This window comes from Syntrophomonas wolfei subsp. wolfei str. Goettingen G311, assembly GCF_000014725.1.
Classification (GTDB): Bacteria; Bacillota; Syntrophomonadia; order Syntrophomonadales; family Syntrophomonadaceae; genus Syntrophomonas; species Syntrophomonas wolfei.
Genome location: NC_008346.1, coordinates 2233590 through 2257770, shown reverse-complemented (window position 1 = coordinate 2257770; position 24181 = coordinate 2233590). Strand labels below are relative to the sequence as shown.

Sequence of the window (24181 nt, the reverse complement as noted above, 5' to 3'; positions counted from 1 at the left end):
GGACGGGAGATTAGCGCGGTACCCCTTGAGCCGCGAGACAAGCCGCAGGTGTTGCCCATGCGAAGCGCCCTGTCGGGCACAACTGATGCTCCCTGCGGTCGCTATTAAGGGAGCTGAGCGGTATATTTATACAAGCCAATAAATAATAATAACTTTTTGCCGTAAAATCAGAAAGGAAATACTAAAAGAAATGAATGATTTGCTGGTAATAGGGGGCGGTCCCGGGGGATATGTGGCTGCTATTCGCGCCCGTCAACTGGGAATGAAGGTAGCCCTGGTGGAAAAGGATAAGCTGGGCGGAACCTGCCTGAACCGGGGTTGCATCCCCACCAAGACATATTACCGCCATGCCGAAATAATGCGCAGCCTGCAGAGACTGGACGAATTCTGCATACAGCTGGATGCGGAGCCGGCTCGTTTGGATATGGCCGGAACCCGCGCCCGCAAAGATGCGGTGGTGGAGCAGATGGCCGGTGGAGTGGCCGATCTCCTGCAAGCCCATGGAGTGGAAGTAATCAGAGGTGAGGCCGTAGTGGAAGAACCTGGCCGGGTCAGGGTCGGGGAGGAAAGTATAAGAGCCGAGCGCCTGCTTATTGCCACCGGTTCAGAGAGCATTCGTCCCGCTGCTTTACCGGGAGCTGCTTTGCCCGGGGTTTTAACCTGTGAAGAATTGCTGGAAAGAAGCGCAATACCAGGCCGCCTCCTCATCATCGGAGGGGGAGTCATCGGCATGGAATTCGCCTGCATCTTCCAGGCCTTTGGCAGCCAGGTGACGGTATTGGAATCCCTTCCTCGCGCCCTGGCTTTCCTGGATCAGGAAATAGCGCGGCGGATGAGTGTTCTCTTTAAACGGCAGGGGATAGAGATAAAGACGGGAGCAAAAGTCGAAAGCATTAATACGCAGGATGATCACCTGCTGATCACTGCCAGCGACAAGAAGGGAAATGTGCAATATGAAGCTGATCTGGTACTGCTGGCGGTAGGCCGCTCCCCGGTAACTGCCGGTCTCAATTTGGAGAAACTGGGAGTGGAGACGGAGCAGGGCTTCATTAAAGTTAATCAGGATTACGAGAGCAGTGTAGGAGGGATTTATGCCATAGGAGATGTAATCGGTCCTCCCATGCTGGCCCACGTTGCCTCGGAAGAAGGTCGGGTAGCGGTGGAGAGGATGGCGGGGATGGATAGCCGATTAAACTACGAGGCGATTCCGCACTGTATTTTTACTTTCCCGGAGATAGCGGCGGTGGGCCTGACCCAGGAAGAAGCGGCCCCCCGGGGTATTGATTGCAAAATCGGTAAATTCCAGTTTGCGGCCAATGGCAAGGCTGTGGCTATGGGGGAAAGCGAGGGACTTATCAAGGTAATCTGCAGCCCGGACGATACTGTGCTGGGCGTACATATTATAGGACCTCATGCCAGTGATTTGATTCTGGAGGCCAGCCTGCTGGTTAATTTGGGTATGAAAGTCGAAGAGGCCCTGCATATGGTTCATCCCCATCCTACCCTGGGAGAAACCCTCTACGAAGCCCTCCTGGATGTACAGGGACGGGCTATCCACCTGAAACCACCCCGCAAATAAATATTATTTAAAACTCCCTGCAAATCCAGGTTTGTCAGGGAGTTTATTGTGTGCGCCCGGCATGGGCGCAGTCTAATGGGTGAAAGTCCCTAGTGCGGGTTGATAGTGCCAAGCACATAGCCAAGGGCAAGGGTGTCCATCGTGAGGTGGAATCCGAAGGAAGCCGGAGGCAAACTTCTGGTCTGACGAACAGAAATCACATCAGGCATCGTAAGCTGGGTAAGGTTGCGCAACAAACTGAAGCCCGAAACTATCCGGAAGCTTACGGTGTAGATGTGGCAGATAGATGGAAGGAAAGACTGCGTTCTTACCCGGGGAGGTCTCACGGACGGGTGGAAACAGAGTAAGAAGCCCGGTTGAAACAAGATTTATCGTGAGAAGTCAGCAGAGGCCATAGTACGGAGGCAGCGCGATGCCGAAGGAAGGGCTGAACCATAGGAGGTGTGGGTCAACGAAAGTTACTGAAAGTGACAACTTAAAACACAGACAACTTCGAGAAGAAGGCTATCTGCAAAGGGTATCTGCGGAACAGAGAGAGTATGCAGAAGCGTGCGCGTCACCGAAGATGACTGAAACCGACAGCACCAACACAAACGAGCAGACGGAAGGATTGCTGGAGCAAATTCTAAGCAGAGATAATCTGAATCGTGCCTACAAGCAGGTAAAGAGAAACAAAGGTGCGGGTGGAATTGACGGAATGCAGGTAGATGAACTTCTACCCTTCCTGAAAGAAAACAAGAACGAACTTGTGCAATCCCTCCGGGACGGCAAATACCGTCCTAAACCCGTACGCAGGGTAGAAATACCCAAAGAGAACGGGAAGACCAGAAAGCTGGGGATACCAACTGTCGTGGACAGGCTAATCCAACAAGCGATTTGCCAAGTCTTGAGCCTAATCTTTGAGAAACAGTTTTCAAACAATAGCTTTGGATTCCGACCGAAAAGGAGTGCACATGATGCACTTAAAAGATGCCAGACCAACATTACAGATGGCTACAGATACGTAGTCGATATGGATTTGGAAAAGTACTTTGACACGGTCAACCAGAGCAAACTCATTCAGATACTATCGGAAACGATAAAAGATGGACGAGTCATTGCGCTGATTCACAAATTCCTGCGAGCGGGAGTTATGGTAGGCGGAATGTTTGAAGACAGCCCCGAAGGAGTGCCGCAAGGCGGACCCCTGAGTCCACTGCTGGGAAACATCATGCTGAATGAATGTGACCATGAACTGGAAAGGCGCGGACACCGCTTTGTACGCTATGCAGATGATATGATGATTTTCTGCAAAAGCAAGAAAGCGGCCAATCGTACGCTAAACCACATCCTCCCATACATCGAAGAGAAATTATTCTTGAGGGTGAATCGGGATAAAACACAGGTAGCACACGTGAACAAGGTCAAATTTCTGGGTTATGGTTTCTACATCCATAAAGGAGAAGGGAGGCTCAGGATACATCCCAAGAGCGTCCAAAAATTTAAGGAAAAAATCCGGGAAGTCACAGGACGTAGTAACGGGATGGGGATTGAGTCAAGGAAAATCCGATTGAACCAAGTGGTTCGAGGATGGATGAATTACTTCAAACTGGTAGATGCAAAGAACCTCATACAGGGATTGGATGAGTGGATAAGAAGTCGCATTCGGATGGTTACATGGAAACGATGGAAGAAAGTCCGTACACGTTCTGAAAATCTCAAACACCTGGGAATTAAGGAAGAACGGGCATGGATGTGGGCGAATACAAGAAAAGGCTACTGGCGTACCGCCCATAGTCCAATCTTATTAATAGCCCTATCCAACGAGAGGTTCAAACGTGCCGGATACCTCAGTTTGATGGAATGCTACTCTGCGAAGTAGTGTGTAAACTTTGGAACCGCCGTATACCGAACGGTACGTACGGTGGTGTGGGAGGTCGGCTACTCAATTAATGGGTAGCCTCCTACCCGATTATTTGAAACAGCGATTCCACTAAAAAACACCTTTTTGTAAGCTAATGAATATTAATAACTTTTCGCAATAGAAGCAACAGTGGAATTGATAATTTGTCAAAGAAGACATATCATATAAGAAAAAACTTATTTTCAATGCAATCAAGGAGTTGAGAATATGGAACTGGCAAAAGTTACTGTAAGAGGGCAAATTACCATCCCTATTGAAATCCGAAAAAAGTTAAAAATCAAAGATGGAGACAAGGTTGTTTTTGTTGAGGAAAATGGAAAGATAATCATGGAGAATGCAGCTATGCTAGCATTGCGTGAAGTTCAGGATGCGTTTAAGGGCGAGGCGGAAAGGCTGGGCTTGAAAGATGAACAGGATGTGGTGAATTTGGTTAAGGAAGTAAGAAAAGAGATTTGGGAAGAAAATCATGCGAATAATGATTGATACCAATATCCTGGTTTCTGTCATCTTATTCCCTAATGCCCGGATGGATGAAGTGATGAAGCTCATAATCGAAAAACATAAGTTGGTTTTATCTTCATTTGTGATTAATGAACTAGTGGAAGTGGTTAATAGAAAGTTTAAAAACAAGGAAGAAGCGGTAGACCGTTTTTTAAGCAAGTTCCCATACGAAATGGTATATACACCAACAAAAACAGTGCCAGATTTGTTCAAAATCCGGGATAAAAAAGACTATCCTATATTATACACCGCTATTATTGAAGATGTGGATGTTTTCATTACAGGTGATAAAGATTTTGCTGATGTCGACATTGAGAAACCGGAAATACTCACACCGGCACAGTTTTTAGCCAAATATAGGTAATAAATGATACAAGCCAGGCTTAATTTTACTTAAGGAGAGAGATTTGTTCGTGCTTTATGTGAAGAACGATTCCTGCGATCCCTATTTCAACCTGGCCCTGGAAGAATACCTGTTTATGCAGCGGCAGGATCTGGGGCCGCTTTTTATGCTCTGGCAGGATATCCCGGTAGTGGTGGTGGGGCGCAACCAGAATACCCGGGAAGAGATAAATATGGAATTTACTCGGGAAAAAGGTATTGCCGTGGTACGCCGCCTTTCCGGTGGTGGAGCGGTCTACCATGACCTGGGCAACCTTAACTTTACTTTTATACTGGAGCAAGCGGAGCGGGAACTGGATTTTGCCCGCTATACCGTGCCGGTGATAAAAGCTCTGGAACGAATGGGTATTACTGCTTCTTTTACCGGGCGCAACGATTTGACCATCGACGGCAGGAAATTCTCCGGCAATGCCCAATTTCGCCAGCGGGAGCGGGTTTTACACCATGGAACCCTTCTCTTTGAGGTCAATCTGGAGAACATGGAACAGGCTCTGGCGGTAGCTGAGGATAAAATCAGCTCCCACGGGGTTAAATCGGTGAGGAGCCGGGTGAGTAATATTGTGGAGCACTTGACTGTTCCTTTCAGCCTTCAGCAATTCAAGGACTTGCTCCGGGAAATGGTGGGGGAATACTACGGACTGGATGGAGAATATGAACTAAAGCCGGATGATATACGGGCGGTGGAAAAACTTCGATTGGAGAAATACTGCAGCTGGGAATGGAATTATGGCCATTCCCCGGCCTATAATATAAAGCGCAGTCGCCGTTTTGATTGGGGGAAAGTCGATATTTACCTGGAAGTGCAAGAGGGAGTGATCAAAGAAGCCCGTATTTTTGGAGATTTCTTCTCCCCGGGGGATATTGATGAGCTTTGCCGCTCCCTTTCCGGCCGGCCCTACCGCCGGGAGGCCATAAGCCGCTGCCTGGCAGGGAACAGGCTGAAACAATACTTCCCCTTTATCAGCGAAGAGGATTTCATGGGTTTAATAGGGGTACGGCACTTGCCATAGCTGTTAGTAATACTCATGAGACAAACGAAACGTCCCCTTGTCCTGCTCATGAGACAAACGAAACGTCCCCTTGTCCTGCTGCCCTTGTCCTGCTCATGAGACAAACGAAACGTCCCCTTGTCCTGCTGCCCTTGTCCTGTTGAAGAGGAGAAATTATTTAGGTTTGTGATAGAATAGACCATAAGTTTCCAAAGGAGGGATGATGGGGTGGAATTTCTTTTTCAGCGTTTTTGGCACAGTTTTGCGGAGCGCTTGGATGAAAAGTACATAATAGCCAGGACCACTTACCTGGATACACGGGTGGAACGGGAAATAGTGCTGCGGATAGAGGCAGAGAGCCTGGATATAGAGGAAGCCTGGCTGCTGCGCCTGGGGCGACCGGGGATGATGGCGGATAGCCGGGAAGAGCTCCAGGCTCTAAAAGGGGTGAAGGCTTACCTGGGCAGCGGGCCGGAACTGCGGCAGGCCCTGCGTAGTGTCGAGGATGAACTGGAGTGCTCCCTGGTCAATGATACGGTGATAGCAGTGGTACAGGCCGAGTCATTCCTCTACCGGGAGAGGGGTTATAATGATGCGGCTCAATATACCCGGGCCTGGGAAGAATTTTATCTTGGTTCCTGCCGCTATTACAGCAATCTGGAAAGGGTCAAGGTATCCTGGGGTGATTTTATCGGAGCGTTCAGCCGGGAGACAAGGCTTTTTGACCGCTGCAAAAACCAGCAGCTTTTCCGGGAGGATAATGGGACTTACCGGATAAATGGCAGCATAATAGACTCATTCCACCATATGACAGCTTGCCTGGAGCTGGATCAGGATATGACGATCAGCCAGGCCTGGGCGGATATGCCCCGGGTACCTGATGGGGTTTGCCGGGAGTCGACAGGGCAACTGGCCAATATTATCGGGCATACGCTGGCGGGAAAGCCTAAAAAAGAGCTGGCCCGGCTGCTCGGTGCCGGTCAGGGCTGTGTACATCTTATTGATTTGCTTTATGATAGTGCCCGAATACTGGAACTATGCTAAGTTTTTTATACGTGTGAAGTTTTCGACGCTTACGCCGTTTACTTATACAGGGAAACTATACTGAACTTAGGTATTATTAATGCAGGACTGGAACAGCCAAAAAATAGTTGGTAAACGCAAACCCCCTGTAGTGGATATTTTTTCTCTTGAATGGGATGACTATTTGGATTTAATATGGTCTTTAAGGCAGAATAACACTTTTATTCCAGGGGGCGTCTATAAATTCAAAACCTTTGAGGAGGCAAATGAGTGGGCAGGGAGAATGGTACTGGGGGAGAAACCTACAGTCGTAGTTAAGTTGTAGGAGCAAGAATAACAATTTAATAGCATAGTCATATTGTGATATTATATGACTATAGTATATCAAAATATGATTTTTAAAAGTTATTGGAATGAGGTGATACTATGGAAGCAGCAATCAGACCATCGGCAGATTTAAGAAATCATTATAGTGAAATCTCCAAGCTGTGCAAAGAATCAAGAAATGCTGTTATTATTACAGTAAATGGACGAGGTGATACAGCAGTTCTTGGTCTACAGGATTACTATCAGATGAAATCGGAACTGGAACTACTTAGAACGCTTGCAGAGGCAGAAGATGATGTGAAAAATGGGAGATTGGCACCAATGCAGGATTCGTTCGATGATCTTCGTGCATCTTTACTGGAAAGGAAGAATGGATGAAGTATAAAATTTTACGAACGGATAAAGCGGAGGAACAGCTCCGTGAAATCATTTTTTATATTGCCGATGATTCTGGTGATATTGATATTGCACTTGGATATTTAGACAAGATTGAAACAGCAATTAATCGTCTTCAGGAGTTTCCAGAGTCGGGAAGTGTTCCTCGATATTCGATTCTGAAAAAGCAAGGGTATAGAGTAGTGATTGTTGAAAGGCATCTTGTTTTTTATAAGATAAATGAGGCAGATAAGTTAGTAATTATATATGCCATTGTAGATGGAAGAAGAGAATATCGTAATTTGATATAATAGTTGGACGAAGCATAGTCTACGTATCCTGCAACCCTTCAATATTGGCCAGGGATTTGGCTATTTTGACAAATGCTGGATATATTGTGGATCGAGTCCAACCTAATGATATATTTCCTCAGACCCATCATATGGAGTGCGTGGTAAGGATATATCGGGGGTAAAGGACCGAGACTAGTACCTTGTAACATTTAAAACTTGTAAAAGCATTCGATAGAAGGCAACAACAGCGGTAATTCGCGCAATGGTTACAATCATAAGACCATTATCAGCGATTACGGCGAAATCCACATACCCCGCGACCGTAATGGTGAATTTGAACCTCTTCGGACAGGTTTCTTTGGCTTTTGCAGCGTATTTACGTAGAATTCGCTCTGCGTTGCTTTCCGACATTTTCGCCGCTTTGCCTTTGATAACAGTGTAAAACAAAAACTCTGTTTGGGGACCGCCTTTACTGTAATTATTTAAATAGACATTCAGATGCTGGACTGACAAGTCTGTAATGGAGATCACTCGCTCCTTTGAGCCCTTGCCAATAATCCTGATATGAGGATTGTCCCCTTCTAAAGAAAGATTGCCCACGGTTAAGTTGAGTATCTCGTCTAGCCTAGCAGTGGAACGACTGCTGCAAAACCCAGCAATAGAAATGTTTTTGGGAAGGGTTGATCTTTCTTGGACACTACAATGAGGAAGTCATATCCGGGGGAAGGCAGGAAGCGAGGCAAGGATGGAAAGAGGGTTTTTTCCGGCTTATTATTTAAAGAAAAAGCTCGCTAGAATTAGTATAGAAATATATGCAAATAAATGCAGGATATTTCATAAACATGACGAATGAGGTTAATAGTGCTACTTAAATAAAACTAAATATACTCCGAGCCTGAAAACCTGGTAATAATACTAAGGGTTTCAGGCCTGTAGGGTACGGCGGGAAACGGCCGGGCCTCCCATGGTGGAAAGGAGAAATCAAATGCGCTTACATAGCAGGTTAATTCCATTTCTAATTAACCCTGTGCTTGTATATTTCTGCGCTTAATATAAAACCAAACCTGGTAAACCTTTTTGCCAGGTATTTTGTTTTTTGCAGCCAGTTTTATTATACATTGCTGCGTTAAAAGCAATATTGTTACTTGAAAAACCGAACCCTTCAAAACCTTAGAAGGCCTCTGTGAAGATCACTTTGAAAAGAGATGTTTTACGTAGAATAATATGGAAAAGAGTAAAGCGAGTATTATAGCGAGTATTATTTAGAAAAAAGATAGGAGGGATCATGCTGATAAAGTGCACAGTTGGAGTATCCATGTGCACAGGGGATTACGGCCAAATTAAGCCAGAGATATCATGGAACGGCTTCTAGTATTTGAGCATCGGAAGAAACTGCGGAGCAGTTTCAACACAGCGCGGCAACGAGGTGGGGGATGCAGGCGATATTATAAAAGTCTATGTAGTTGATGATTTAACTAATTCTACTGATACGAACCCGATAATTTTCCAATAATAGCTGCCGTAAAGGAAACTTTATCTGGCAGATAAAACATATTTTTGAATTTAACTAAATAGGTTTTAAAGCTTGCAAGCAGTGGTTGGAGAGAAGGGCGAAATAAACTGGGGGGCAGATCGGCAATAAACTTCTCAGTATGGGGAAACTCTCTCTTGCTCTAACTGCATTGCATATAGTATAGAGAGATAAGCTTGCTTGGGGAGAAATTACTTTGAGAATGGGATTGGGAGATGTTAAGAGCAGATTACTGCAGAAAGTACTATTACCGTCCGGGAAATTTTAATTTATGGGCGGTTGCTTTCTGCTGTTTTTTTTGCTTCATACTGGAGGCTGATTCCAACCCGGGGTTTTTAACTGAGCCGGAAGGGGTAGAAGTGCCCTGGCATAACGCTTGGACTTATTGCAAAAGAATTATATCTGGTGAAAGGAAGTGCTTCCCTTAATGACGACAAGAGAAAGGACCTGGAAAACATTATCTGCTATCGCTTTGTCTCTGGCCCTTATTATCCTATCCAGTGTTCTGCTAATGCCTGAAGTAGTTGAGGCAGAAGAAATATCGGTAACAGTGACTGGAGATGGGGTTAGCACCCCGACTACTTTTACCCAGGTACAATTAGAGGCTATGAGTCAGCTGGAGGCAGTATACACTACGATTAACACTTATCCTAGCAAGAAACTTCTGGTAGCCAGAGGAGTAAAATTAGCCGAGCTGTTAAACCTGGCCGGGATTAAAGACGAAGCCAGTTTAATCATAGTTATCGCTACAGATGGCTTCAAAATGACCTTTACCCGGGAGGAACTGCTGGATGATGCTCGTTATTATTATCCCGGGTTGCAGGATAATCACGCCTACGCCGGTTACATAACGGGATCGCCAGAGGGGGCAGTCAGGGTGGATACGATCCTGGCCCTGGGGAGTGCAGAAGGGGATAACTTTAACAATATTAATAGCATAAATGCACCTATTTTAATGATGGGGCAGAGGTGGGTTAGTGAGCAGACGAATCATGCTCATGTGAAAAAGGTAATGACAATTGAGGTATCTACCGCTAGTCCGGGAAAATGGGAAAACCCCGTTGCAACACCGGCTGCTGGCAGTGTCATAGCAGGAAGCAAGGTGGAACTCACTACTCCGGATATGGATGGTGACAGCATTTACTATACCATCGACGGTAGCGATCCAACCTTTAAAAGCCCGATGTATAACTGGATTAAAAAAAGATGGTGGAACAATCGCTCTGATCAACTGGCGACAATTAACCAGGCTATTGAGATAAACGAGGATACGGTTATAAAGGCGGTAGCTATAGGCTTTGGCAAGATTGATAGTGATATAATCAATTTCAATTATCAGGTTTCTAACCCAAAACCGCCGCAATACATTCTTACACCTGTAGCTCAAAACACCTATACTATACAAACTACGGTGGATGGTATCCCTACCATGACCGTTAATAGTGGCATAAGTGGCTTAAAAAACTTTACGGTTAACATTACACCCGTAACTGCTCACCAGGGGGAAGAAACCGTTGTTTTTATCCATTGGAGGAAGGGCAGGCAGATAAATATTAATAGCACAAGAGCTGATTTTGATTTGCTTAAGACAGCACAGGCCGGATTTAATGTAATGCCTGGAGATCTGGTCAAGGTTTACCTGTTGGATGAATTAAGCAATACCCATGATTCCAATCCGCTTTTATGGCAGTAGGAACGATATTATTAATACCTTAAAAAAATAATATCAAGATACTAAATATGGGAGAGGTATAAAGTCTGAAAGAAATTCTTTCATCATGTTTTGTGCCTGAGCGTTAGCGAAAGGAATGGTGATAAATATGAAAAGGGGATTTCATAACAAATTAGGAAATATCTCATCGACAACAGGGGGCAGCAAAGTACTGGCTATATTTTTGCTCCTTTCTTTTTGCTGTTTATTATCTTCAGCAGCCCTGGCTGAAGAAGTGGCCAAGCCGGAGCAAATCATATTAAGCTGGACCAGTGATCCACTTAGCTCACAGACCATTACCTGGTTGGGGGCAGACGATTCACTGGGGCAGCTGCAATACCAGGCAAAAAGCAGTTTTAATGGCAGTTTTGATTCCGCACAGCAAGTAAAGGCAGAAGCGACCAAATTTGATAGCAGATATTATCACTATTCGATAAATATCCGTAATTTGACACCGGATACAGATTATATCTACCGGCTGGGCAAGGAAGGTTGTTGGACCGAGCCTTACTTTTTTTCAACGGCGGATGATACTGATAAATTTTCCTTTATGTATATGGGCGATGTGCAATCAGGATATCTTGAATGGGGGAGGATGTTGAATGCATTATATCAGGAGAACCCCCGTTTGCGCTTTTCCCTTTTAGGAGGAGATTTAACCAATAATGATGCTGACGAAATGGAGTGGGGAGAATTTCTTGATGCTGCAAGCGGAGTTTTTTCGCGTATTCCCTTGATGCCGACTCTGGGGAATCACGATGGTACTATGTATAAGAACTTTTTTGCCCTGCCAGATAATGGGCCGCCGGGACTGGAACAGGAATTCTACTCCTTTGATTATGGAAATGCTCATTTCGCGGTTCTTAACAGCAATAATAACTGTAATGAAAAAGCCAAACAATGGTTGCATACGGATCTGCAAAATAGTAAGCAGACCTGGAAGTTTGCGCTTTTTCATCATCCAGCTTATCCAGCCTCTCCTGACTATAAAGGGATTGACCAGTCGATAATTGCCAATTGGGTGCCTATACTAGAGCAGAACCGGGTGGATATGGTTTTTGTTGGACATCAGCATCAGTATATGAGAACCCACCCTGTTTTCCAAGGAGAGATACAAAGTGATCCGGGAAGATACGGAATTATCTATGTAATGGGCAATGCCGGGTCCAAGACCTATATTCCCGGTCAAGGTTTTCCCTATATTGCCCGGGAAGACAGTGGCAGTAACTACCAGCTGATTGATATAGAGGGTAAATCTTTAACCCTAACGGCCAAAAGAGCTGATGGCGGGTTAATCGAAAGCTATACAATAAATAAGACCCTCAAGTCTGCACCTATATTAGTTCCTGATACTGCAGGCAAAATAGCAGGACAGCTTATCGAACTGAACTTTATTGATGATGCTGACTGGCGCTTGGCTATTAATGAGATAAAGCTTGATGGTGTGACACTAACCCCCGGACAATATTCGTTGGATCTCCCCGGGAAAATCACCATTGCCGGGGATTTATTTAGCAGTGCCAAAGAATATAACATAGAAATAAAAGCTACTGGTTACGAGGACGCTGCTACAACACAGAATATATTGGCCTCAGTAACGCTGAACAGCCCTCATGATGGCCAGGAGTTTCAACAAGGACAGCAAATTACTGTAAAGGGAACGGTAAATGCTCCTTGGAATAGTATTAGGATTCAGGTGAAGGATCCCCGGGGAGAGAGCATTTATGGACCCCTGGAACTCCAGGTAACGGCTGGCCAGTTTGAAAGCAGCTTTACACTTAATGCCAAAGCCGAGGTAGGCAGCTATAATATCATCCTGGAAGGGGGAGGTCTGCCAGCTACTGTCCTTGGAAAGTTCAAAGTAAAAGCAGGCGATGCTACCAAACCGGCGGGAGAGGTTATCCTTACCATTAGCGGAAGTGGAGTAAGAAATGAGCTTAAGCTTACCCAGGATGATTTGTTAGCCAAGAATAAAAGTCAAGTAGTTTTCAGTGCTATAAACACCTGGCCTAGTAAGAAATGGTATGTAGGAGAAGGCCCTCTATTAAAAGATTTACTTAATGAAGCGGGGTTAAGAGATACGGCTGGAATGATTAGATTTTCTTCTGTTGATGGTTATAGCATAATACTTACCACCAGAGAACTAATACATGAGCAGCGCTATATTTTTCCCCAGTTTATGGATGGAGATAGCAGCCAGGGACATATCCGTGGGTCTGCCAACGGAGCACGGGCGGTAGAAGCCATTATCGCCTTGAGAAGTGCGGAGGGTACTGATAATCCTGCTTATATGAGTGAGATTGATTCCCTCTTGTTAATGCTCGGACAGCGTGCAGTGCACGAACAAAATGCGCAGTTGTTTGTAAAGAAAATAAATAAGATTGAGGTTATTAATACTAGTCCATCAAAGTGGGATAATCCACAGGCTGACCCCAGCAGTGGAGAAGTAAGTCTTGGGACCAGAGTTAGATTAAGCAGTGCTATTATGGATGATGATAAGATTTACTATACCACTGACGGAAGTTCGCCAACTATAGACAGCTTGATGTATAATCCCATAGCCAGCCGCTGGCAATCAAGCCGGGCAGATATATTTGACACAATAAATCATCCCATAGAAATTACCCGTGACACAACTATCAAGGCAATAACGATCGGTCCTGGCAAGATGGATAGTGATGTAGTCACCTTCTCCTACAAGCTGAAGAAAGCTGATATAGAAACGATTGGAAAAGTTATCCCCAGTAATGGTGGTGAAGTTAGTCTCGGTACTGAGGCTAGTATTAAAATACCAGCCTATGCTCTGAAAGAGAGCGGGGCGGTGGAAGTGAAGATAGAAAGAGTAATTAACCCTCCCCCTGTACCCGCTGGTTTAAAACTGCTCGGAGGAGTATATGAGTTTAGTGTGGGCGGTCAGAATAGCTATAGCTTTGCCAAGAAGGTGCTTGTAAAGCTCAGTTTTGATTCCAGTGAACTAGAAAGCAAGGAAAATCCAACAATATACTACTATGATGAGTCGAAATCACAATGGCAAAAAATTGGTGGAACTGTATCCAGTAATTTTATAGAGCTAGAGGTGGATCACTTTACCAAATTTGCCGTTATGGTTACTGAAAAAGGTAAAAAGGAAGAACAGAAGAAAGCAGATATAGTAATACCGATGGTAAAACTAAGTGATATCCAAGGACATTGGGCGCAAAAGGATATTGAAAAACTGGTGGCGGCAGGGGCTATAGCCGGATATCCAGACGGTAGTTTTCAACCCGATAAAACTATTAGCCGAGCAGAGTTTACTACGGTGTTGGTCAAAACCCTGAAATTGCAAAACAAGGGTTCTGAGGTATTTGTTGATACCGAATCACACTGGGCCAAAGATTATATTGCTATAGCGGCAGCTTATGGACTGATAAGCGGTTATAATGCTGCGAGCTTTGGCCCGGACGATCCTATTACTCGCGAGCAGATGGCAGTGATAATTTCCCGTATATCTGAGCTAAATTCCGGGTTTGCTTTAATTCCCTTTAGTGATCAGGTCAGCATTTCCGTTTGGGCTCGAGCTGCTGTTGCAATAATGGCTGAAAAAGAAATAATGAAGGGATATCCGGATAATACCTTCCGGCCTCAGGACTTTGCCACCAGAGCCGAAGCGGTTACCGTTATTGTTAAAGGGGGAGGTGTCAACGCCAGCCATTAAGAATAAGTGTTTCTACCGATTTTTCGTAATGGGTTTTGCTTTACTATTGTTATCTATAACATTTAACCTGCTCCCTCTGTTAAGCCCGGCGGAAGCAGCATCCGGGCTTGAAATCACTGGAGATGGAGTAGCAAATCCGCTGAGTTTAACCTTAAGTGATTTGCAGGAAATGGAGCAATATCAGCATGTCTACAGTACTATTAATACCTGGCCCAGTAAGAAACTCTATGTAGCCCAGGGGGTCAAACTAAAAGATTTACTAGCTTTAGCGGGTTTAAAAGAAAATGCCCAATTAATTATATTTACTTCTAGTGACGGTTATTCAGTTACGCTGACAGTGAAAGAATTGCTCAAGGACAAGCGCTATTATTTCCCCTATTTCCAGGAGAATAGTGTAAACGATGGAACCATACCGGGTTCTCCCAGGGATGCGGTTGAAGTGCAGCCTATTCTGGCCCTTTTAAGTGCTGAGAGTAGTAAGAATCCCGCTGATATGAATGATATGGATGCGCTATTGTTGGTATGTGGACAACGGGCAGTAAGCGAGCAGACCAATAGTATTTTTCTAAAATACATAAGTAAAATCGAGGTACTGACTTCTAAACCGTCAAAATGGGATGCACCCAGGGCCAATATAGGCAGTGGAAAGGTAGCTGAAGGAACCTTAATTGAATTGAGCAATAAGCGTAATGATACTGACAAGATTTATTATACTACGGACGGAAGCACCCCAACTATAAACAGCCCTATATTTAACTGGAGCGCCAGTCGATGGTGGAGCCAACGCCCGGATAGTTTAAACGAGATTAATAAGCCGATAGAGATTAAAAAGGATACCCTTATTAAGGCCATAACCATTGGCCCTGGTAAAGAGGACAGTGATGTGGTTACCTTTACCTATCAACCTGGCTTAAAGGATGAGGATGCTCCGGTAAAGTCGGGTTCGCCCTCTGGGCTTAGTCTCGATGAGAAGCTGGTTAATCTCAAAATTGGCAGTGTCATTGAGTTAACAGCAATACTTGATTCAGATAATAATACTGAGCAGGGCTTAATCTGGAGCTCAAGCGACACTCGGGTAGCTACAGTTGATAACCATGGTTGGGTAACAGTTGTTGGTCAAGGGATGGCTACCATCACTGCAAAAACAAAAGATGGCAGATTTACGGCTAGCTGTATGGTTAATGCCAGTGCGGGAGTAAGCAGTCCAAGTCTTCCTCCCCAGAGCAGCAGCTCTGAGAGCCAGGTGGGAACGCAACAGAACCCGGAGGTATTGCCGGCCCCACAAGATGATCCGCTCTACCAGCCAGAAAAGGAGCGTACTGTAGCCAGTGTGGCTAGTAGTAGTGATACCCCGGAGCCCCCAACAGCATCAACAACAGACGATAAGTGGGAGTACCTGGCCAAGAAGGATAAAACTGCTGGATTGTATACGACTAATATTGCTGTCCAGCCCCAAGAGCCAGGAGGGCAAATATATGAGCTAAAAGTGGATACGGCTGCATTGCAGTTGCAGATGGAAACAAAAATATGGAGCATCTATATCCTGCTAGTTTACTTAAGCTTATTTATTTTTGGCGCCATAAATAAATACATCGAATATACGAAGGAGGTAGCCGGGTGACCGAATCGTTTTTAATACCCCTCAAAGGGTCCATGCATATCATAGCCTATGGCTTGCTGGTACCGACCCTTATTATTTTATTATTATTTGTAGCCCTGGTTATTGTTGAAATGGGTAGCTTACTGGTAGAAGCCCTGGGTGAACGCCGCCGGAGCAAAGTTAATATTCCAGAATTATTGAATGCCTTCAAGGAAAAAGACTTTGAGGGGATTAGAGATGAGATCATGAATAGTAGTTTGCTAAGGCGACAAAAAGCAGCTTTAAGCGAGCTCCTGAAATATAATGATTTGCCCGGCGTTTCCCGCCAGGCGCTGGCCCGTCGTTTGCTTGGTGATGAGGAACTGTATTATGCTCGTATAACTTCCCGAACCGATCTGGTAGCCCGCCTTGGTCCCATGTTTGGTTTGATGGCAACCCTTATTCCCCTGGGACCAGGTCTCATTGCCCTTGGTCAGGGTGATACCAAAACTCTGGCAGATTCACTACTAATCGCCTTTGATGCTACCGTTACCGGACTGGCTGCTGCTGGTGTGGCATATGCCATATCCCAACTCCGCAAAAGGTGGTATGAGGATTACCTGGCTGGTCTGGAAGCGTTAATGGAAAGCCTGTTGGAGGTGCTGGAACGTGAATGACGGTTTGAGGAGGAGAAGAAGGTATAAAACTTTGAATGAAGAGGTAAGTCCCTTGGAAGGTGCCATAAATATCGTTGATGCCATGCTGGTTTTTGCCTGCGGCTTGATGTTGTCTCTAGTTATCCGCTGGAATGTTGATCTGGTTCAGCCAGGAAATCGCATCGATGTCCAAAAGGGCCAGGAAGTAACGGAAAACACCAATATCCGGGAGGACTTAACCAAATCTGAGGGAAAGGGGCAACTATATGAAAAGATGGGTACAGTTTACAAAGACCCGCATACCGGAAAACTCTTTCTGCTTACGGAGTAAATGTTAGCAAGAAGCTGAAATTTAGGAGGTTATTTAAAGGAAGGAGAGTATAATTATGCAGGTAATTAAGAATAAAGCTGTTTGTCATTCCCTAATAAGTCTTTTAGCATTACTGTTATTATTCGTCTTATTTGAATGTATAGGAACTTCCGCTGTTCTGGCAGCTCCATCAAACTCACTCGAGATTTGCGGAGATGGAGTCAAGAATCCGACTACCTTCACCCGGGCTCAGCTCGAAGATATGCCACAATATCAGCAGGTTTATAGTTCAATCAATACTTGGCCCAGCAAGAAATGGTATGTTGGAAAAGGGGTTCACTTAAGTGAACTACTTTCGTTGGTTGGGATAAAAGACGATGCCCGATTACTTAAATTCACATCGCAGGATGGCTATACAATGACGCTTACGGTAAAGGAACTACTAGTAGACAAGCGTTATTATTTCCCGCATTTTAATGATAATAAGATCGGTGATGGTGAAGGAAACATAGCCGGTTCTTCCCAGGGTGCAGAATTGGTAGAACCTATTATCGCTTTAATAAGCGTTGAAGGCAGCAATAATCCGAATTATATGAATGATTTAAACACCCTGGTGCTAATGATGGGACAGCGGGCAGTTACAGAGCAAACCGGGAATGCCTTTGTAAAATATTTAAATAAAATTGAAGTACTAACAAGTGAAGTGCCAAAATGGGACAGTCCCCAGGCCAACCCCGGCAGTGGGGAGGTGTCTGCAGGAACCATGATAGCCTTAAGTACAGCCCGCATGGATGATGATAAGATATATTACACAACTGATGGCAGTACCCCCAACTTGAATAGCCCGATCTACAATTGGATTGCAAAACGCTGGTGGTCAGCCCGGGCAGATATTCTTGGCACTTATAATCACCCTATAGGCCCCATAAATGAAAATACCACTATTAAAGCCATAACTATTGGTCCCGGTAAGGAGAACAGCGATGTAGCTACTTTTACCTATACAGTTCCGGTCAGCAAGCCGGCAAGTGAAACTAGCATAGTTGCACCAAATGAAGCGACAAATTATCCGGATCAAGCCTTAGAAAAGCCGCTCCAATCAGAACCAAAGGCTACTCTAACTGATGTTCAGAATCACTGGGCGCAAAAGAATATTAATGAACTCATAGCTTCTGGTATTGCCGGTGGTTATCCAGATAGTAGCTTTAGACCTGATAACACCATAACTAGAGCTGAATTTGCCACTATGCTGGTCAAGGCTTTTAATTTGCAAAACCAGGGTGGCAAGGTTTTCGCGGATAGTGAGCAACACTGGGCTAAAGAATATATTTCACGGGCAACAGCCAGTGGTGTAGTTAGTGGCTATGATGCTGAAAATTTTGGCCCAGACAAGCTGATAACTCGCGAGCAGATGGCAGTAATGATTAGCAAGGCAGCTAAACTTGTGCTAAAGGCTGAAGCAATGCACTTTGCTGACAGCGCCGGCATTTCGGAATGGGCTAAAGAAGCGGTGCTTGCTGCTAACCAAAGCGGGATTGTGAAGGGATATCCCGACAATACTATCCGCCCTCAGGGAAGTGCTACCAGAGCCGAGGCGGTTACAGTAATTGTAAATGCATTGACTTTAAAATGATGACTCCACTGCAAAAACCTTTTTGTTGCATAAGGGTTGCATAAATATACAAACCCTGCACTCAGTAGAATAGTTAGTAGCTACAGTAATATTTTGAGTACTGAGTGCCGGGAATCCGGATGCAACACCCGGCAATGTCCACTGCCATTGGTTTAATAAGAGAGAAGAGTTAGAGTATTCTTCAGTTTAAATTAGTTTTACAGGAAGAGGTAAGTGATGAAACAGAAAAGCTTTTTCCAAGCAGTTGGTATTATACTGGGGATGATTATAATTGGCTGCATTCTTTCTATATTCGGCTGCAGTAGCGGTGGGCATACCCCCTCGGGGCAAGCTGGCAATACTACCCGTGAGGAGGTCGTACATTTTACCGGAAACGGACTTATGAAAGAAAGCCGTATGACCTTAAGCCAGATGCTGGAATTGCCGAATGCTCATTTTGAACATCGCTATTCACTAATCAATAACTGGCCCAATGAAAAGATGTTGGTAGCCAGGGGAGTAAAAATATCGGAGATACTAAAAGCTGCTGGAATTAAGGATGAGGCTAAATGCATCCTGGTTAAGGGTGAAGATGGCTATGAGTGTTCATATACCCGGGAACAGTTGCTGGAAACGAAAAGATTCTATTTCCCCGGGGTTAGGGAAAGGGAAGCAAGCAGGGCGGAATTGGTAGAACCAATAATCGCCTATGAATATATGGAAGATAGTGAGCAATTAAGTGAGGCCAGGGCGGATAGACTATGTCTGATCATGCCGCAGGCTTATGTGAATGAACAGAACCAGCATAGCTTTGTAAAAGCTGTTAGTGAGATTCATGTAACGGTAGATGACCCGGGAAAATGGGAAGTAGCCACTGTTTATCCCCCTGCGGGGAACATTAAGAAGGGGGATAGCGTAAAACTTCAACATAAGCATATGGGAAAGGTAAAGATGTACTATACTCTTGATGGTTCTATGCCGGGTGAAAATGCTACACTCTATAATCCTAGTACATATCAACCAGAATTGAACCAACCTATAGTTATAAACCAGGATACCTGCATCAAGGTTGTGGTTAAGGGCTTTGGTAAGTATGACAGCGATATGGCTGAATACCATTATCAGATTAAATAGTAAATTTTCTTATTTGTTTGAATTTACGTACTTGGTGGTAATAGCGAGGAGATGGCAAGTTTTTAATGAAGGGACAAATCAAAACAGGAAAGGTACTGATATTCGCCTTATTATTCCTCGGCCTAAATTTTTTGGTAGCATGTCAAGGGCAAAAACCAGAGAGTGGAGGTAAAATTGAAAAGCCTGATATTACACCGGGTTTCCTAACCATAAGCGGAAATGGCGTAAAGGCTCCCAGTCGTTTTACCCTTGCTGAACTGAAGGACATGGAGGAAGCCCAGACCAGCCAATGCTACTCTATAGTAAACAACTGGCCGAGCAAAAAATATATGGTTGGCCGAGGGATTGAGCTATCCTATCTTTTAAAAAAAGTGGGGATTAAGGATGAGGCGCAAACGATAAGTTTCCAGGCAGCGGATGGGTATTTTGCAGTATTTACCCGGCAACAACTGGAGGAGAAGCGCTTTTACTATCCGAAGCTGATGGAAGGTAGCGAGGAAGAGGCACAGGAGGTTCCAGCCATACTGGCTTGGGAACATCGAGAAGGAAGCAAGGATTTGAGCAAGGCCTCCGGCGGCAAGCTCACCCTGCTTCTTGGTCAAAAGGGATTAAATGATGTGCAAGCCCAGGTCTGTGTTAAAGATGTGGCAGTCATTGAAGTGTTAAACTCGCCGCCTGGCCAATGGAGCACGGTCCAGGCTACACCGGCACCGGGGAGGATAAAGTCTGGAACGGAGATCGTTTTGCATCATAGTGAACAGGATCAAGTGAAGATATATTATACCACTGATGGAAGCTCCCCCAGTGAGAAGAGCTTGCTATATAACCCCAGTACTACTTACTATCAACCGGAATTAAATAAACCGCTTGTAGTGAAGCAATCTGTTACCATCAAAACTATTGCCGTTGGATATGGAAAAAAAGACAGTCAGATAGCAAGTTTTGCCTATGATGTGGAAGGATACTAGTTAAACTTTGGCGGAGTATAGGGGAAATCATGCTTAATTGCAGATTAAGGGAGGGTTTAAATGAAATTAAATAAAACCAGCTATTTTTTCTTAATATCTCTTTTATTTTGTATTATTTTAACAGGATGTGCTGAAGAGCAGGTTATAAGTAGCAAGAGCAGCGGTAATCAGGAGTATGAACAGCAAAAGATTATTATTGAGGGGGATATAGAAGAGAGCAAAGAGATTACAGTAGCTGAGATGCGCCAACTTCCTCAGAAAGAGAGCAAGTGTAGTTTTCAACGGGCAACCGGAGAAATGGAAGAGTTTCACGCAGCAGGCCCTGACTTTAGTGATGTTATGGCTCATGTAGGGATTGATGTTAAGGACTTCAAGGGGTTTGGTATTATTGCTACGGACGGCTATTACTGTCTGGTAACCCCGGAAATAATAAACAACAGAGAGATGATTTTAGCCCTGGCCATTGATAAACAATTGGAATTACCTAAGAATATGCGTCCAGCACGCTTATGTATTATTGATGAATTCGGCCCATACTGGGTGCGTATGGTAGACAAAATTATATTGTATAAGGACATACCCAAAAAAGATATTACTTCCGTATGGATATTCAATAATCTGGCCCAGGGAATAGAACCATATCCTTATGAATATTACGGAAGCAAAGATAATGCTATCGAACTGGCCCAGATATTTTCCCGCTTTGACCAGGTGGAAGGCAGGGCCTTCTTTACCATGAAGTCAGCTGATGGCTTTACCAAAAGCGAAGCTTTAAGTATGGTTAATAAGCACTATTATATAAAAGTAGCGGGTGAAGGTGCGCCTATGAATATTTGCCCCAATATCAAACTAGGAATGAACGTAAAACATATTGCGTGGTTTTCCACCAATGCTGATGCGGCAATATTTCCCGAGCAAATGGCAGAACTCATGGGAGAAAAAGATTTTGGCGGTATAAAGGGGATAGTACTGAAGGATATCTTGGAAGAAGTTCAGCTAAAAGGTATAGAAGAAAAAGAGTTTGAATTAGTTGGTATGGATGGGGAGAGTGTCATGGTAAGCGGTAAGGATTTGTCCAAAGGCCTGTTGCACATTGAGGATGATGGCAATTACCTGGTTTTATGGCAGGAAGGGACAGGATTACAGGCTATAGATAATCTTCTGTGTATCCGCTCAATAAAATAATCAATGCTGACCCGGCTGTAAAAATCCCTTTTGATGGATAAGGGTTTGCATATATACAAAGCGAGCGGTATATTTATGCAATCTTGAATATTTATAACTTTTTGCCGTGGAATCAATGCTTAATACTGAGGAGTTGAATATGCTTAAACGGGCGATAGCTTATATAGTTTTAGTTGCCATTATTATTGGGTGTTGGGGAACAACAGGATGTTCCCGGGAAAAAACCATACCCAAGCAGCAGCTTGCGATTCTAAACCAATTACTATCTACTTCCGTAAGCGATAAACAAGTGGAGATAATCGAGATCCAAGATGAAACAGCGCAGAAATTTCCGGCCATTGACAAGATGTTCAAAGTAGTTGCCGATGAAGAGCAAGAAAACTATGTGTTTCTGGTCAGTCCGGTTGGCTATCGGGCACCAATCAACATCATGGTAGCAATTGATGGGGAAAAGGATGAAATTGCCGGTATTAAGGTGCTGCAACAGGATGAAACACCGGGATGGGGGGAATGGCTGGCGGAAACGTGGTTTACCGATCGTTTTAAAGGTAAGAGTGTGGACATTTACCTGGAAAGAGCTGTATTGGAGGCCAAAGCCCCCAATGAGATCATACAGATTACCAGTGCTACCGTTACTACCCAGGCAGTGCTAAATGGTGTCAATGCGGCTATGGGTGCTTATAAGGAACTGGTACTGGGAAGCGAAGCTGAAGCGGTACCACTTAATGTAGAGGGTTTTATCACAGAAAGTGAGTAGTCTAAGCTTCTCCTGGAAATGGGCAGATAACCGGAATCATACGGAGGATAGAGCCAAAATGAATAAGAACCCGAAAGAAATTGTCCCACTACCCCAATATAGAATATCCAATAAGCCAGTGTTTATTATAATAATCATTCTTCTGTTTGTAATAATTTTATTCAGCTATTTTAACTTGCAAGGAGAAAAACTGGAAGAAGGCAGAATCAGGGTAAAGGCTGGAGACCATATCATTGGGGAAATAACTATTGACGAGGTGAAAAAACTACCAGCAGTTAATAAAAAACTGGTAATAAACTCAACCGCCGGACTGAGCAAACATAATTTTACTGGAGTAGCTCTCTACGAGGTATTTAACCAGATGGACCCGGCTATTGTTAAGAATTATAAAAGGGTTATTACCAGAGGTGTAGATAACTATGTTTCGGGCCTCAATATGGAGGAAGTATTAGAAAGTAACAATGTTTTTCTGGTTTATGCAGATAATGGCAAAGCCCTAAAAAGCAAAAGTGGCAGAGAGGGTACCATGAGGATTATTATACTAAATGACCCATACGGACAGCGCTTTACCAATTATTTGGTGGAGATAGAGCTGGAATAAAACCGAACTAGCCTTTGCAACAAAAATACGGAGGGTTATTATTTGCGTAAAATCAGAAGAGTTGTCCAGCTTCTAAGCGCAATTGGGATTAATAGTTACTATATCGGCTTTTTTAAGGGTAGCATTTATTTGGGGAATCTTAAAAAGATCTGTTGTCCGGGGCTTAATTGTAGTTCTTGCCCGGGGGCACTGCTTTCATGCCCTTTAGCCTTGCTACAAACCAGTATAGCCGGAATAGGAACAGCCCATTACAGTTTTTTTATCTTAGGCTTTCTACTTTTAGTGGGCGTAACCCTGGGACGGTTTATCTGTGGGTGGTTCTGCCCTTTCGGTCTTATACAGGAATTACTTTTCAAAATACCTTTGCCTAAGATTTCTTGGGAAGAAAGGCTTAAACGACTGGAATCCTTAAAGTATGTGGTACTGGTAATTTTTGTTCTTATACTTCCCGGGTTTGGGACTTATGGGATGAGTACGGCCTTTTGCAAGTACCTTTGCCCGGTTGAGGTTTTAGAAGCCCATATTCCTATTATGATGGTTCGGCCATCTCTTATGTCTACTGTAGGACCCTGGTTTCAGTGGAAGTTATTATTACTAATAATATTACTGATATTAGCTCTATTCATGTTCAAGCCTTTTTGTCGATATCTTTGCCCTCTGGGTGCTATTTATTCCTGCTTTAATTCTTTTAGCTTGTATCGCCTGGAGGTTGATGCAGATAAGTGTATAGACTGTAAGCAATGCCAGGCAGCATGCAAATTCAAAATCCCCGTCTACCAGATTCCCAATCATAGAGAGTGTATGCGTTGTAACGATTGTTTGCTTTGTCCCTCCCAGGCTCTGCAAGTAAAAACTTGTAGAAAAAGGAATATTTCCGCCGAACATGGGGTTAACTTTAAAGACTCCGACAGCTAATGATTTTTCGTCAACTTTAGTCTGCTTGTCAACTTTAGTCTGCTTATGATAAAGAAATGAAGGCGCTGGTAGTTGTATCTTTATATGATGGGAGAGTTTCCATTGATTTATCAGCCTTACACCAGGCTGGGCGTAA

22 protein-coding genes, 2 pseudogenes and 1 riboswitch are annotated in these 24181 nt (G+C 44.2%); of the genes and pseudogenes, 23 read left to right on the top strand and 1 reads right to left on the bottom strand.

Annotation, left to right across the window (positions count from 1 at the left end; translation table 11 throughout):
- Positions 1-190 precede the first annotated feature (190 nt).
- The 11 genes and pseudogenes from lpdA to SWOL_RS14590 all read left to right on the top strand — a co-directional run.
- The gene (gene lpdA / locus SWOL_RS10225; RefSeq protein WP_011641366.1) at positions 191-1579 is read left to right on the top strand and encodes a dihydrolipoyl dehydrogenase; all 1389 of its coding nucleotides are present in this window, start codon (positions 191-193) and stop codon (positions 1577-1579) included.
- A gap of 92 nt (positions 1580-1671) precedes the next feature.
- Positions 1672-1926, top strand: coding sequence for a hypothetical protein (locus SWOL_RS14955; protein ID WP_041427407.1), 255 nt, complete (start codon positions 1672-1674; stop codon positions 1924-1926).
- A 65-nt stretch (positions 1927-1991) separates the two neighbouring features.
- Complete coding sequence (gene ltrA / locus SWOL_RS10215) at positions 1992-3440, top strand: group II intron reverse transcriptase/maturase (protein WP_011640454.1); 1449 nt, start codon at positions 1992-1994, stop codon at positions 3438-3440.
- Between the two features lie 249 nt (positions 3441-3689).
- Positions 3690-3965: an AbrB/MazE/SpoVT family DNA-binding domain-containing protein gene (locus SWOL_RS10210; protein ID WP_011641365.1), complete on the top strand. Its 276-nt coding sequence runs from the start codon at positions 3690-3692 to the stop codon at positions 3963-3965.
- On the top strand, positions 3949-4347 hold the full coding sequence (locus SWOL_RS10205; protein ID WP_011641364.1) for a putative toxin-antitoxin system toxin component, PIN family: 399 nt from the start codon (positions 3949-3951) through the stop codon (positions 4345-4347). The genes SWOL_RS10210 and SWOL_RS10205 overlap by 17 nt, the downstream gene beginning before the upstream one ends.
- A gap of 49 nt (positions 4348-4396) precedes the next feature.
- Entirely contained in the window at positions 4397-5395 is a 999-nt protein-coding gene (lplA, locus tag SWOL_RS10200; protein WP_011641363.1) for a lipoate--protein ligase, read from the top strand.
- Positions 5396-5602: 207 nt separating this feature from the next.
- The gene (locus SWOL_RS10195) at positions 5603-6418 is read left to right on the top strand and encodes a DUF2889 domain-containing protein (protein ID WP_011641362.1); all 816 of its coding nucleotides are present in this window, start codon (positions 5603-5605) and stop codon (positions 6416-6418) included.
- A 405-nt stretch (positions 6419-6823) separates the two neighbouring features.
- Positions 6824-7102: a type II toxin-antitoxin system Phd/YefM family antitoxin gene (locus tag SWOL_RS10185; protein ID WP_011641361.1), complete on the top strand. Its 279-nt coding sequence runs from the start codon at positions 6824-6826 to the stop codon at positions 7100-7102.
- Entirely contained in the window at positions 7099-7410 is a 312-nt protein-coding gene (locus SWOL_RS10180) for a type II toxin-antitoxin system RelE/ParE family toxin (RefSeq protein ID WP_011641360.1), read from the top strand. Before SWOL_RS10185 ends, SWOL_RS10180 begins: the two co-directional genes overlap by 4 nt.
- On the top strand, positions 7407-7574 hold the full coding sequence (locus SWOL_RS14395; protein WP_155814307.1) for a hypothetical protein: 168 nt from the start codon (positions 7407-7409) through the stop codon (positions 7572-7574). The genes SWOL_RS10180 and SWOL_RS14395 overlap by 4 nt, the downstream gene beginning before the upstream one ends.
- A gap of 40 nt (positions 7575-7614) precedes the next feature.
- Positions 7615-7734 (top strand): annotated as a pseudogene (locus tag SWOL_RS14590) (transposase); the annotation flags it as partial.
- Positions 7735-7803: 69 nt separating this feature from the next.
- Here the strand turns inward: SWOL_RS14590 and SWOL_RS15315 are convergent.
- A pseudogene (locus SWOL_RS15315) lies at positions 7804-7992 on the bottom strand (integrase); the annotation flags it as partial.
- Positions 7993-8267: 275 nt separating this feature from the next.
- Positions 8268-8386: riboswitch (molybdenum cofactor riboswitch) on the top strand.
- Between the two features lie 964 nt (positions 8387-9350).
- On the opposite strand from SWOL_RS15315, the gene SWOL_RS10165 reads away from it, so the two are divergent.
- From SWOL_RS10165 to SWOL_RS15165, 12 genes are all read left to right on the top strand, one after another.
- Complete coding sequence (locus SWOL_RS10165) at positions 9351-10616, top strand: chitobiase/beta-hexosaminidase C-terminal domain-containing protein (RefSeq protein ID WP_041427525.1); 1266 nt, start codon at positions 9351-9353, stop codon at positions 10614-10616.
- A 127-nt stretch (positions 10617-10743) separates the two neighbouring features.
- Positions 10744-14328: an S-layer homology domain-containing protein gene (locus SWOL_RS13700; RefSeq protein ID WP_011641357.1), complete on the top strand. Its 3585-nt coding sequence runs from the start codon at positions 10744-10746 to the stop codon at positions 14326-14328.
- The gene (locus SWOL_RS14390) at positions 14309-15949 is read left to right on the top strand and encodes an FN3 associated domain-containing protein (RefSeq protein ID WP_041427524.1); all 1641 of its coding nucleotides are present in this window, start codon (positions 14309-14311) and stop codon (positions 15947-15949) included. The genes SWOL_RS13700 and SWOL_RS14390 overlap by 20 nt, the downstream gene beginning before the upstream one ends.
- Complete coding sequence (locus SWOL_RS10150) at positions 15946-16584, top strand: MotA/TolQ/ExbB proton channel family protein (RefSeq protein ID WP_011641355.1); 639 nt, start codon at positions 15946-15948, stop codon at positions 16582-16584. The genes SWOL_RS14390 and SWOL_RS10150 overlap by 4 nt, the downstream gene beginning before the upstream one ends.
- Positions 16577-16894 (top strand): DUF2149 domain-containing protein, encoded by a 318-nt coding sequence (locus tag SWOL_RS10145; RefSeq protein ID WP_011641354.1) that lies wholly within the window; start codon positions 16577-16579, stop codon positions 16892-16894. Before SWOL_RS10150 ends, SWOL_RS10145 begins: the two co-directional genes overlap by 8 nt.
- Positions 16895-16949: 55 nt before the next feature.
- Positions 16950-18506, top strand: coding sequence for an S-layer homology domain-containing protein (locus SWOL_RS10140; protein WP_011641353.1), 1557 nt, complete (start codon positions 16950-16952; stop codon positions 18504-18506).
- A gap of 216 nt (positions 18507-18722) precedes the next feature.
- Complete coding sequence (locus tag SWOL_RS10135) at positions 18723-19619, top strand: FN3 associated domain-containing protein (protein ID WP_011641352.1); 897 nt, start codon at positions 18723-18725, stop codon at positions 19617-19619.
- Positions 19620-19684: 65 nt separating this feature from the next.
- On the top strand, positions 19685-20587 hold the full coding sequence (locus SWOL_RS10130) for an FN3 associated domain-containing protein (RefSeq protein WP_011641351.1): 903 nt from the start codon (positions 19685-19687) through the stop codon (positions 20585-20587).
- 60 nt (positions 20588-20647) lie between these two features.
- The gene (locus SWOL_RS10125; protein WP_011641350.1) at positions 20648-21772 is read left to right on the top strand and encodes a hypothetical protein; all 1125 of its coding nucleotides are present in this window, start codon (positions 20648-20650) and stop codon (positions 21770-21772) included.
- A 115-nt stretch (positions 21773-21887) separates the two neighbouring features.
- Positions 21888-22529: an RnfABCDGE type electron transport complex subunit G gene (locus tag SWOL_RS13695; protein ID WP_081424840.1), complete on the top strand. Its 642-nt coding sequence runs from the start codon at positions 21888-21890 to the stop codon at positions 22527-22529.
- A gap of 58 nt (positions 22530-22587) precedes the next feature.
- Entirely contained in the window at positions 22588-23130 is a 543-nt protein-coding gene (locus tag SWOL_RS10115; RefSeq protein WP_011641348.1) for a molybdopterin-dependent oxidoreductase, read from the top strand.
- 42 nt (positions 23131-23172) lie between these two features.
- The gene (locus SWOL_RS15165) at positions 23173-24045 is read left to right on the top strand and encodes a 4Fe-4S binding protein (RefSeq protein WP_011641347.1); all 873 of its coding nucleotides are present in this window, start codon (positions 23173-23175) and stop codon (positions 24043-24045) included.
- Positions 24046-24181: the final 136 nt, after the last annotated feature.

What these genes read in the sequence shown, in the direction of transcription:
- lpdA (WP_011641366.1), top strand. Translation starts at nt 191, where the DNA reads ATGAATGATTTGCTGGTAATAGGGGGCGGTCCCGGGGGATATGTGGCT.
- ltrA (WP_011640454.1), top strand. Translation starts at nt 1,992, where the DNA reads ATGCCGAAGGAAGGGCTGAACCATAGGAGGTGTGGGTCAACGAAAGTT.
- SWOL_RS10210 (WP_011641365.1), top strand. Translation starts at nt 3,690, where the DNA reads ATGGAACTGGCAAAAGTTACTGTAAGAGGGCAAATTACCATCCCTATT.
- SWOL_RS10205 (WP_011641364.1), top strand. Translation starts at nt 3,949, where the DNA reads ATGCGAATAATGATTGATACCAATATCCTGGTTTCTGTCATCTTATTC.
- SWOL_RS10185 (WP_011641361.1), top strand. Translation starts at nt 6,824, where the DNA reads ATGGAAGCAGCAATCAGACCATCGGCAGATTTAAGAAATCATTATAGT.
- SWOL_RS10180 (WP_011641360.1), top strand. Translation starts at nt 7,099, where the DNA reads ATGAAGTATAAAATTTTACGAACGGATAAAGCGGAGGAACAGCTCCGT.
- SWOL_RS10165 (WP_041427525.1), top strand. Translation starts at nt 9,351, where the DNA reads ATGACGACAAGAGAAAGGACCTGGAAAACATTATCTGCTATCGCTTTG.
- SWOL_RS13700 (WP_011641357.1), top strand. Translation starts at nt 10,744, where the DNA reads ATGAAAAGGGGATTTCATAACAAATTAGGAAATATCTCATCGACAACA.
- SWOL_RS10140 (WP_011641353.1), top strand. Translation starts at nt 16,950, where the DNA reads ATGCAGGTAATTAAGAATAAAGCTGTTTGTCATTCCCTAATAAGTCTT.
- SWOL_RS10135 (WP_011641352.1), top strand. Translation starts at nt 18,723, where the DNA reads ATGAAACAGAAAAGCTTTTTCCAAGCAGTTGGTATTATACTGGGGATG.
- SWOL_RS10130 (WP_011641351.1), top strand. Translation starts at nt 19,685, where the DNA reads ATGAAGGGACAAATCAAAACAGGAAAGGTACTGATATTCGCCTTATTA.
- SWOL_RS10125 (WP_011641350.1), top strand. Translation starts at nt 20,648, where the DNA reads ATGAAATTAAATAAAACCAGCTATTTTTTCTTAATATCTCTTTTATTT.
- SWOL_RS13695 (WP_081424840.1), top strand. Translation starts at nt 21,888, where the DNA reads ATGCTTAATACTGAGGAGTTGAATATGCTTAAACGGGCGATAGCTTAT.
- SWOL_RS10115 (WP_011641348.1), top strand. Translation starts at nt 22,588, where the DNA reads ATGAATAAGAACCCGAAAGAAATTGTCCCACTACCCCAATATAGAATA.